7 protein-coding genes are annotated in these 7,163 nt (G+C 57.3%); 5 read left to right on the forward strand and 2 right to left on the reverse strand.

The window, feature by feature from the left end; genetic code table 11:
• On the reverse strand, window positions 1–358 hold a 358-nt coding region (locus tag QZY48_RS27745; protein WP_295436863.1), incomplete at its 3' end, for a phospholipase D-like domain-containing protein.
• 764 nt (window positions 359–1,122) lie between these two features.
• Here QZY48_RS27745 and QZY48_RS27750 point away from each other — a divergent pair.
• From QZY48_RS27750 to QZY48_RS27770, 5 genes are all read left to right on the forward strand, one after another.
• Window positions 1,123–2,130, forward strand: a complete 1,008-nt coding sequence (locus QZY48_RS27750) for an ImmA/IrrE family metallo-endopeptidase (RefSeq protein WP_295436864.1) — start codon at window positions 1,123–1,125, stop codon at window positions 2,128–2,130.
• Window positions 2,127–2,780: a hypothetical protein gene (locus QZY48_RS27755; protein WP_295436866.1), complete on the forward strand. Its 654-nt coding sequence runs from the start codon at window positions 2,127–2,129 to the stop codon at window positions 2,778–2,780. The genes QZY48_RS27750 and QZY48_RS27755 overlap by 4 nt, the downstream gene beginning before the upstream one ends.
• A gap of 37 nt (window positions 2,781–2,817) precedes the next feature.
• Window positions 2,818–3,261, forward strand: coding sequence for a hypothetical protein (locus QZY48_RS27760; RefSeq protein ID WP_295436867.1), 444 nt, complete (start codon window positions 2,818–2,820; stop codon window positions 3,259–3,261).
• 767 nt (window positions 3,262–4,028) lie between these two features.
• Window positions 4,029–5,075 (forward strand): XRE family transcriptional regulator, encoded by a 1,047-nt coding sequence (locus QZY48_RS27765; RefSeq protein ID WP_295436869.1) that lies wholly within the window; start codon window positions 4,029–4,031, stop codon window positions 5,073–5,075.
• Complete coding sequence (locus QZY48_RS27770; protein WP_295436870.1) at window positions 5,068–5,640, forward strand: hypothetical protein; 573 nt, start codon at window positions 5,068–5,070, stop codon at window positions 5,638–5,640. The genes QZY48_RS27765 and QZY48_RS27770 overlap by 8 nt, the downstream gene beginning before the upstream one ends.
• A 121-nt stretch (window positions 5,641–5,761) precedes the next feature.
• Here QZY48_RS27770 and QZY48_RS27775 read toward each other — a convergent pair whose 3' ends face one another.
• Entirely contained in the window at window positions 5,762–6,991 is a 1,230-nt protein-coding gene (locus tag QZY48_RS27775) for a tetratricopeptide repeat protein (RefSeq protein WP_295436872.1), read from the reverse strand.
• Window positions 6,992–7,163: the final 172 nt, after the last annotated feature.

Here is a 7,163-nt window from a genome sequence, read left to right on the forward strand (position 1 = left end):
CGTCGTTGGCCTGCGCCCGCTTGGTCCAGTTGTAGGACCCGATGATGACGGTCGCGCGATCGATGACGCAGAACTTGTGGTGCATGATCGGGTCGCGGTCGTCGCCTGCGGGGATCAGGTAGACCTCGCCGCCGATGTCCTTGAGCCGCTCGAAGTTGAGCCGACCGGCGCCGACGTTGATCCGGTCGTGCAGGACCGCGAGCCGCACCTTGAGGCCCCGTCCGGCCTGTCGGCACAGCACGTCGAAGAGGCTCGGATCGGTGAACCAGGCGACCGCCACGACGATTTCCTGCGTCGCGGCGTTCAGTCGCCGGGCGATCTCTTGCGTGATGTTCTCGAAATGGGCCGTCGTTTCCATGGGCTGTCCGTTGACTGCCTGACGAGTGGGGAGGTAACCCGCGGGGGGCCTAGGTGGTCGATGCCTGCCCGCACCGATGGGGCATCGTACCGAAAGCCAAGGTTCAAGCCAAATGTCAGGTCTACACCCTGACCTTCGGGAGCGCGACCTGTGGCCGTGTTCGCCGCAGTCGGGATCGAGGTTCCAGGGCGGTGGGCGCCGGATCGGTGGACGGTCGACACCGTGGGTGCCCGGACCCGGCGGCTGAAGACGCTGACGGGTCCAGCCACCTGGACGCGGGGTACGCGCCCAAGGGCACGCAGACAGCGCAACCTGGCGATCAGCGCCAAAGGGCCAGCAAACTCAAGACCGCAAGGCTAGGCTAAGGTATACTAAAATCAAATTTCTAAGCATTTCCGCCGTAAGACGAAGTGTCTCCGCAAGTGGAGGCAGCAAAGTCATCCGGGGCAGCGTCCGAGGGACGCAGGGCGAAACCGGCCCCCCAAGTCGGTTACCGATCCTCTCTTGACGTTGCGCTCTCCTGTTTACAGTCACCCGCGCCCCCTGTCTCGTCTATCGGCGTGAGGGTGTGACCGCTTGGCGGGCGTAGGCCGAGCCAAGACCTCAGGAGACGCGGACGGCTACCCTTTCGCCCTTGCTAACGGGGCGAGAGGCCGCACTGCCAAGCCAGGGCGATCAGTGTGGACCATGACCGTGGAACTCGTCATCGACACCAATGCCGCCCAAGGCATTGGCATACTGTGATCAACGCAACGAGGTGCATCATGACGGTCACCAACGAAACTATGCGCCACCTTTACAAGAAGATCAAAACAGTTGGCTACCCGGAGCGCTACGTTAATACGCTGCTGCCCGATTGGTGGGATGACGCGATAGCAGAAACCCCTAGTGGCTTACAGCAAGCCAGTCTGATACTTGGGCGCTTGCTTAGTGTCCAGCCGGAAACGCTATGGATGAAAGACGCTAATCCGGTGTTGGTCGTGCCCGATGGCTGTAAATTCAAACAACGCGTTGATACAAAGACGCATGAATTAGATATTGCCTGCGCTCTGGCACGCGCCGCTGCGCGATTGGTGTTGAGCGCATTCAAGCCAGGGCTTAAGTCGGGATTTTTTCCTGACGCGGGAGAGTTGCGGCAGTCTCTATTATCTTCCGGTAGCGCATGGATCGGCTTCCAAGATCTCCTGAGCTACTGCCTGGAGTCGGGGATACCCGTGATCTTCCTGAATCATCTGCCGAGTAAAGCCAAGAAAATGGCGGGGGTTTCATTCGAGCATGACGGACGTCCGATCATTGTATTAACGCAAGTCAAGCCTCATGGCTACCTGCTTTTCGACTTGGCCCACGAGTTGGGTCATATCACCCTTGGGCATACCAAGAACGGCGCCTGGGTTATTGATAGGAAAATTGATTGCGATTCGGATGACGAAGAAGAGAGAGACGCCAACCGCTTTGCCCTCGAGTTGTTGACCGGAATTCCAGAATGCAAATTTGTGCCCGTAGGGCGGCAGTTGTACCAGCAACAACTCGTTAACGCTGCAATGCGTCTTGGGGAAGCGAAGAAAATCGACCCGTTGCATATCGTTCTGAATTACGGACATACCTCTCAGCAATGGGCCGTAGCCTCTCAAGCGGCCAAAGCGATCGCTAATAATGAGCCGACCGACCAGCATATTTTGGTTCGATCGCTGTTAGCCGCCTTGGATTTGGAAGCCATGGCGGAGGACGACATCGCAGCCCTTAAGCGCCTGATGGGAGAGGACGGCGCTTGATCCTGCTTGCGGATAACGACATCATACTTAAGCTGGCCCAGTGCGACCTGTTGGGTAGCTTTGCAGAATTATTGGGCGAGCCTGCCGAAAACGTTTGCATAACCCCGACGGCCAAGTATCAACTTCTGCCGAAGAAGACGTCCAAGGCGATAGACAAATGCGGCGATGAAGCAACGGTAAGGCGAGTCCGTGACTTCTTGGAATCCACAAACGAAATCCCCGGAATCAAGGACGAGGGTTTGCTGACACTCTTGGATAGCATCGACAAGATCGACTCTGGGGAAGCATTGTTATTTGCCGCTGCTGTCGAGTTGCCGAATCCGATCTTGGCAACTGGCGACCGGAACGCGCTTCGGGCGCTGCTGGCTAAAGATGCGTTGCTTGCAAGCGTGGTTGCAGCTTTGCGTGACAACGTTGTGACGTTTGAAAGCGCCCTGCTGTTGGCGTTACATAGGAACGGGTTTGCCAGCGTTAAACAGAAATTGCTTGATTCACCAAAGCCGGACGGTATGCTGCGGTTGGTTCTTAAGCCAGATATGCACGAGTCCAACCTCTGCGAGTGTCTGCGGTCTTATCTCCGAGAGGTAGATTCGCTGTTGCGATTCCGCGAACTGATCTTTGGTGGATCGGAGTCGAGCTTGTCACGATAGCGCGGCGCGCCGTTGGCGGGTTACCGCCTGCGAGCAGATGGCGCAACGGGTGATGCCGGTGCTGTTGCTGACCGATCTCGATCGCTCGGGTTGCCCGGCTGAATTGATTACCGCCTGGTTGCCGGGTGCTGCCAGCCCTCGGCTATTCTTTCGCGTCGCGGTACGCGAGACGGAATCATGGTTGCTCGCGGACCGCCCGGCCTTTGCCGACTTTCTGGGCATTACGATCGGCACAGTGCCGGACAGGCCGGATGAACTCACCGATCCGAAGGCGGCCTTACTCGATTTGGTACGAAAGTCGAAGCGCCGGGAACTGCGGCAAGAAATCCTGCCCAGGCCCGGCGTGTCCTTCCCCGTGGGGCTCGGCTACAACGACCAATGGTGTCGATTCGTCCGTGACCATTGGGAAACCGGGCGAGCCGCGAAGGCGTCACCGTCGCTGGCCCGCGCGGTTGATCGGCTTGCCCGTTTTTCTGAATAGGATTGCGTTCTGCCTCCTGGGTACTCCTGAAGGGATCGAACTAAGTATACTGTCCCCGGCGCCCCAGTCGGAGGGGCATCCGGACGACGCGCGGGGACTTGGCGACAGAGGTACTCTGCCTGCCTGCTCGCGGTCAATCCCAACCCGGAGATTGACCAAATGACCACCGACACCCCCGCGCCACGACGGCGCACCAAATATAATTCCTGATGACTCTTTGTGTTCGGCAAGATGTGGCTCGTAACTCGCTGAACTGAAGGCCCTATTCGCGTTCGCCCGCTCCGCCTGAGGATGCCGCGTTTGCGCCGGGAGTCTCCGGAGCGCAACATCTGACCCCGGCGCCTTGTGCCTTCGGACCGTGGCGCGCGTGGTTGTGTTGACGGCTGAGCGGTAACGCAACGATGATGCAACACCGCCAAGTCCTGGTTCGACGGCCCCTACCGCCCCGACGGCCAAACCCAAGACCTGGATGGGCTGGAGTATCCGGACAGATGGAAAGGGTTACACAAGAAGATCGACTGCAAGGTCCGTTCGCTCAACATCGCGTGGCGCTGGAACCCGGACAAGGCGCGGGAACGCATTGAGGCAACGACGCCAACCGACCCATGGCGGAGGCGGCCGTGTGATGCAGCGAGCCCACGATGATCGTGCGCAGCTCCACACCATGGGTTCGCAAGCAAACCGGGGCGCCATCGAATGAATCTATCGGACCGGTGCGCGATGATGCAAATGTTGTCCCCGCTATGCGCATGAATTGCAGCTAACTCATGACTCAGATACGCGACATCGTGGCGAAACGCCTGCGGCGCGAGGCCGACAGGCGCGGTATGTCTGCTGTGGATGTCGCGGGTTTGGCTGGACAACCCCTCGCCGTAGTCGACGGTTACTTCAGCGGTCATCGCACAATCAGTTTCCAGGAGACAGGGGCTATCTGCGAGGCGTTGACCATCAATCCTGTTCGGCTCTTTCTCAGGCGTTATCCACTGGCGCGGACCCTGTTTCGTGGCGCATCGCGTGAGGCGATCCGGGCGGCGGGTCGCATTGAGGATGCGTTTCTCACCGTCCGCGAGGCACTGCCTCCCGTATCGGTGCTGCGGGTACAGAAGCCGGACGACGGGCACGCCGATCTGAACATGCTTCTGGGGACCCTGGCGGTCAGCGTGCGAGAGACAAGAGGGCTTGCAACACGCATTGAAACCCTGCTAGACGTATGCTCGGTACCCGTCATCTCGGTGCGCGCTGGCGAGTTGTTCGACGCCTTCTTGCTAACCAGTGAGAAATGGTCAGCGATCTGCGTGAACATTGACCGACCGTCAACGCGCGTTCATTTCTCTTTGCTGCACGAGATCGCGCATCTGCTTTACCACCGCGATCTTGAGCTACCGCTCGACATCTTCCCACCAAATTTTTACCGCGAGTGGATCGCCGCTGAGGATAGACAGGAATTCGTAGCCTATAAGTTCGCGCAGTTTTTCGCGCTGCCATTCGAGGAGGTCGAATCCATCGCGCGCCGCTGGCCCGCGTTCGATACGGACCGGGCCTGCGCCTTGCTCGCCAGTGGGCGCGTCAGCGTCGACGTGTTGACCAACGCTCTATTCGACCTGTTGCGACTCTTTGGCCGCACCGTGCCCTTTCTGGACCTTAAGGCTCAAATCGCGGAGCGCTGCGCAACCTGCTCGCGACCGGACATGACCAATCTTATGGCGTTCTTGGAGGGTAGGCGCCAAGATCTGCGACGTTGCGTGCTCGACGCGGCCGACTCCTTTTCGGATGACGTGCTGCGACATGTGATGGAGACCCTTCATCTTGACTGATCCCGAGTTACGGCACGTCGTGCTTGACGTGAACGTGCTTACGCGACTCAGCGAAATTGATCCCGCCTGCGAGCTTGTCGAGTTTCTCGGGGCCTGCCTGGATGGTCAGTGTTACATTTACGAGCCGCAAGCGCGTCTCGCTCCTTGTCCGTCGGCTTCTTTGGATTGTTGCTCAACGATCGACGTGACTGATGACGAAGCGGCAGCCTTTCTCTACGGCTACGCCGGAAGCCTAAAAATCGACAGGCTACTTGATGAGCCTGGGGATGTGAAAGCCGTGTGCCACGCGACCACTCATCACAATAGCGTCGTTGTGAGCTGCGATAGGGGCGTACTGATCGTTTGCACCGACATTGGGTTAGAGCACTACTGTTTTAAGGCAGTGGTTGGCCTCATGGACAGTTTTCTCAGCGGCGATGTTTTCGGCTCGGGACGCTACAGGACACGCGATATGTTTATTCCAAACGAACGAATGCAGAATCCTTTTTTCCTATATGGCTTTGATCGTCATTGCGTAGTGTGCGATCCACGGGGCCGTTGCACTTCCCGGAAAGACCTCAGTTAATCATAAGAAACTGCATGCAGGGGACGCGGGTCCATCTGGCGTTTGGCGGTTAGATGGCGCTGCACACTCGCATTTCGCTGCCCCATGAGCGGCACACTCCCAAAGAACAGTGCACGCAGGTCTATCGTTGCAAGACGGCATTTAGCCGCTCTTGTGCATCAGCATTTCCCTGCTCGGCGGCCTTGCGATACCAGTGCACGGCTTGCTCTTTGTCTTGGGCGACGCCGAGGCCGTATTCGTACATCCGGCCGAGATCGTTCTGCGCCTTGGCATTGCCCTGTTCGGCCGCCTTATGAATCCAGTGAAGGGCCAAGCTATCGTCCCTTGAAACTCCGTGACCTTTCAGATACATAACACCTAGGTTGTTTTGAGCCGCAACATTACCTTGGTCCGCCGCTTTACGAATCCAGTGCAAGGCCAAAACATCATCCTTTGGAACTCCGCGACCATCAGCATACATAACGCCAAGTTTGTTCTGTGCGGACACGTGTCCTTGCTCGGCTGCTTTCTCGTACCAATGAGTGGCTTCGCTGAAGTCCTGCGTAACGCCGCATCCTTCTTCATACATTTGCCCGAGGCCCCATTGTGCGTATTTGGAGCCTTGCGCGGCAGCTCTGCGGTACCACATCAAGGCAGTCTTGAAATCCTTTTCGACGCCGAGTCCATTTTCATATAGCCAACCCAGAGAGTTTTCTGCGGACGAAACCCCCTGACTTGCAGCTTTCCGATACCAAATAATAGCTTGCCAATAGTCTTGCACCACTCCTATCCCATTTTGATACATCCGCCCCAGGTTTCCTTGCGCCAACGGATGCCCTGCGTCTGCTGCTTCATTCCACGCTTCGATCGCGCGACTGTAGTCCCCGCGCTTAAAGGCAATACTCCCGTCTTCAAAGCAACGCGCACCATCCACTTGTGATCTTGCTGAAACATCTTCGCCGCCGTTTGCCGGCGATACAGGAATCACAGGTGTGTTAGCCAATTGTTCCTGTGTCAACCTAACATCGACGCAGTCAAGAACGAAAGGACTCGATGAAAGTCGGTCCATTACCGCGCTGATGGATTCCTCGCGCCAATGAGGCAGAATTTCTGATAAGGCGACAGCAGGAATGCAAGGCCATACCCATCTGTCTGCGTAACGTTCAATGAGTGCCTCACTCCACGGCAGGGCTTGGTTGCCACTAAGCCTAGATTCCCAATAAAAAATTCGCCTTCTCAGCAGAGCCGGGCGCTCCAGTCGTCCCCAGTCCCATCTTTCGACATAGCGATCAATCAGTGACTCGTTCCAGGGTAGACCTTGGTTGGAGCTGAGTGCGCTCCAATCCCAGCGTGCTGCGTAGCGCTCAATCAATTCCTCGCTCCAGGGTAGAGTTTCGTTGGAGCTAAGGTGATTTCTGTTAAAAATATTACCCGAGAATAGGCTTGATAAAAATGTCATATTTTGGCAAGGTCGGGCTGCGCTTCAACCGTGCTTCGACGTCTTCCATCAATTTCTTCGATAGGCTGATGCCCTTTTCATAGAC

This window comes from uncultured Thiodictyon sp. (assembly GCF_903828115.1).
In the GTDB taxonomy this organism is placed as follows: domain Bacteria; phylum Pseudomonadota; class Gammaproteobacteria; order Chromatiales; family Chromatiaceae; genus Thiodictyon.